This window comes from Pseudomonas sp. PB103, assembly GCF_009764635.1.
Classification (GTDB): domain Bacteria; phylum Pseudomonadota; class Gammaproteobacteria; order Pseudomonadales; family Pseudomonadaceae; genus Aquipseudomonas.
Map to the genome: position 1 here is coordinate 1 of NZ_RWIL01000064.1, position 2555 is coordinate 2555.

2 protein-coding genes are annotated in these 2555 nt (G+C 62.3%); both read left to right on the forward strand.

Annotation, left to right across the window (positions count from 1 at the left end):
* Positions 1-1298: type II secretion system ATPase GspE (gene gspE, locus EJA70_RS12700; protein ID WP_158831097.1), on the forward strand; the 1298-nt coding region annotated here is incomplete at its 5' end.
* A complete protein-coding gene (gspF, locus tag EJA70_RS12705; protein WP_158831099.1) occupies positions 1298-2509 on the forward strand; it encodes a type II secretion system inner membrane protein GspF in 1212 nt (403 codons plus the stop codon). The genes gspE and gspF, both read left to right, overlap by 1 nt.
* Positions 2510-2555: the final 46 nt, after the last annotated feature.

Here is a 2555-nt window from a genome sequence, read left to right on the forward strand (position 1 = left end):
GGCAGTTTGCTGCGACCACGATTCAGCGGGTGCGCGATGATGAGCTGGATGGCTTGCTGGCCGCCGCTTATGCCGACACCGGCAGTGCGGCGGCGGTGGTCGGGGCGGCGGAGAACGAAGTTGATCTGGATCGGCTGATGCAGGACATGCCGGAAATCACCGACCTGCTCGACACTCAGGACGGTGCGCCGGTGATTCGCATGATCAACGCGCTGCTGACCCAGGCCGCGCGCGATGAGGCCAGCGACATTCACATCGAACCCTTCGAAACCCATTCGGTGGTGCGCTATCGCGTCGACGGCACCCTGCGTGACGTGGTTTCGCCGCGCAAGGCGTTGCACGGTGCGCTGGTGTCGCGGATCAAGATCATGGCGCAGCTCGATATCGCCGAAAAACGCCTGCCACAGGATGGTCGTATCGCCTTGCGCGTGGCCGGGCGGCCGATAGACATTCGTGTTTCCACCGTGCCGACCGGGCATGGCGAAAGGGTGGTGATGCGTCTGCTCGACAAACAGGCCGGACGTCTGCACCTGGAAACTCTCGGCATGGACGCACAGGTGCTGGCCAAACTCGATCATCTGATCCGCCAGCCCCACGGCATCGTCCTGGTCACCGGCCCCACCGGCAGCGGCAAAACCACCAGCCTTTACGCGGCACTCGCGCGACTGGATGCGAGCACCAGCAACATCCTCACCGTCGAAGATCCGGTGGAGTACGACCTGCCGGGGATCAGCCAGATTCAGGTCAACGCCAAGATCGACATGACCTTTGCCCTGGCGTTGCGGGCGATCCTGCGCCAAGACCCGGACATCATCATGATCGGCGAAATCCGCGATCTCGAAACCGCACAAATCGCCGTGCAGGCCTCGCTGACCGGTCACCTGGTGCTGGCAACCTTGCACACCAACGATGCGGTGTCGGCGGTCAACCGCTTGATCGACATGGGCGTCGAACCGTTTCTGCTGGCCTCGTCGATGCTCGGGGTGCTCGCGCAAAGATTGGTGCGACGCCTGTGCAATCAGTGCAAGCAAGAAGACCCAACGGCACCGGGCACCTGGCGCCCGGTCGGTTGCCCGGCGTGCAATCAAACCGGTTACAGCGGCCGCACCGGCATCCACGAATTGTTCTGCATCGACGACGACATCCGCACCCTGATTCACCAAGGGGCAGGGGAGCAGGCCTTGCGCGCCTCAGCGGCCAAAGCCGGGATGTTCAGCCTGCGTGAGGACGGTGAACGCTGGATCCGCAGCGGCGCCACCGCGCCTGAAGAAATCTTGCGTGTGACACGGGACGCCTGATGAATCGCTATCGTTTTGAAGCTGCTGATGCCAGCGGCAAGATCGAAAATGGGCACCTTGAGGCGGACAGTCAAAGCGCCGCTTTCACAACATTACGCGGGCGCGGGTTGACCGCGTTGTCGGTGCACAAGGAAAGCAACGTTGCCAGTCACGGCGGAGGTGGACTGTTCAGCGCCAAACTCTCGGACAACGATCTGGCCTGGGCCACACGGCAACTGGCGAGTCTGCTCGGCGCCAGTCTGCCGTTGGAAGCCGCGCTGAGTGCCACGGTCGAGCAGGCTGAAAAAAAGCACATCGCCCACACCCTTAGCGCTGTGCGTGCGGATGTGCGCAGCGGTATGCGTCTGGCGGAATCGTTGGCGGCAAGGCCACGTGATTTTCCCGAGATTTACCGCGCACTGATTGCGGCCGGGGAAGAGTCCGGCGATCTGGCGCAGGTCATGGAGCGGCTCGCGGATTACATCGAGGAGCGCAACAACCTGCGCGGCAAGATTCTCACCGCGTTTATCTATCCGGGCGTGGTTGGATTGGTCTCGATCGGCATCGTGATTTTCCTGCTCAGTTACGTGGTGCCGCAGGTGGTCAGCGCGTTTTCCCAGGCGCGGCAGGATTTGCCGGGGCTGACCTTGGCGATGCTCAACGCCAGTGATTTCATCCGCAGTTGGGGCTGGCTCTGCGCCGGGATCATGGCCGGGGCGTTTTGGAGCTGGCGCTTGTATTTACGTAACCCGGCGGCACGCTTGAGTTGGCATCATCGGGTGCTGAAGTTGCCGCTGTTCGGACGATTTATCCTCGGCCTGAACACTGCGCGTTTTGCCTCGACCCTGGCGATTCTCGGCGGCGCCGGGGTGCCGTTGTTGCGGGCGCTGGAGGCGGCGCGGCAGACCTTGTCCAATGACCGCTTGAGTTTGAGTGTCAGTGAAGCGACGGCCAAAGTGCGTGAAGGCGTCAACCTCGCCGCTGCGCTGCGCGTGGAGAACGTATTCCCTCCGGTGTTGATTCACCTGATCGCCAGCGGCGAAAAAACCGGGTCGCTGCCACCCATGCTAGAGCGCGCGGCGCAAACCCTGTCGCGCGATATCGAGCGGCGGGCAATGGGCATGACCGCGTTGCTGGAACCGCTGATGATTGTGGTGATGGGCGGGGTGGTGCTGGTGATTGTGATGGCGGTGTTGTTGCCGATCATTGAGATCAATCAACTGGTCCAGTAGCAGGTTTTGATGGTGTCTGACCTGGCCTCATCGCTGGCAAGCCAGC

Bases quoted from the DNA above. Each gene is read 5' to 3' on its own strand.
- gspF (WP_158831099.1), top strand. From the start codon at position 1,298: ATGAATCGCTATCGTTTTGAAGCTGCTGATGCCAGCGGCAAGATCGAA.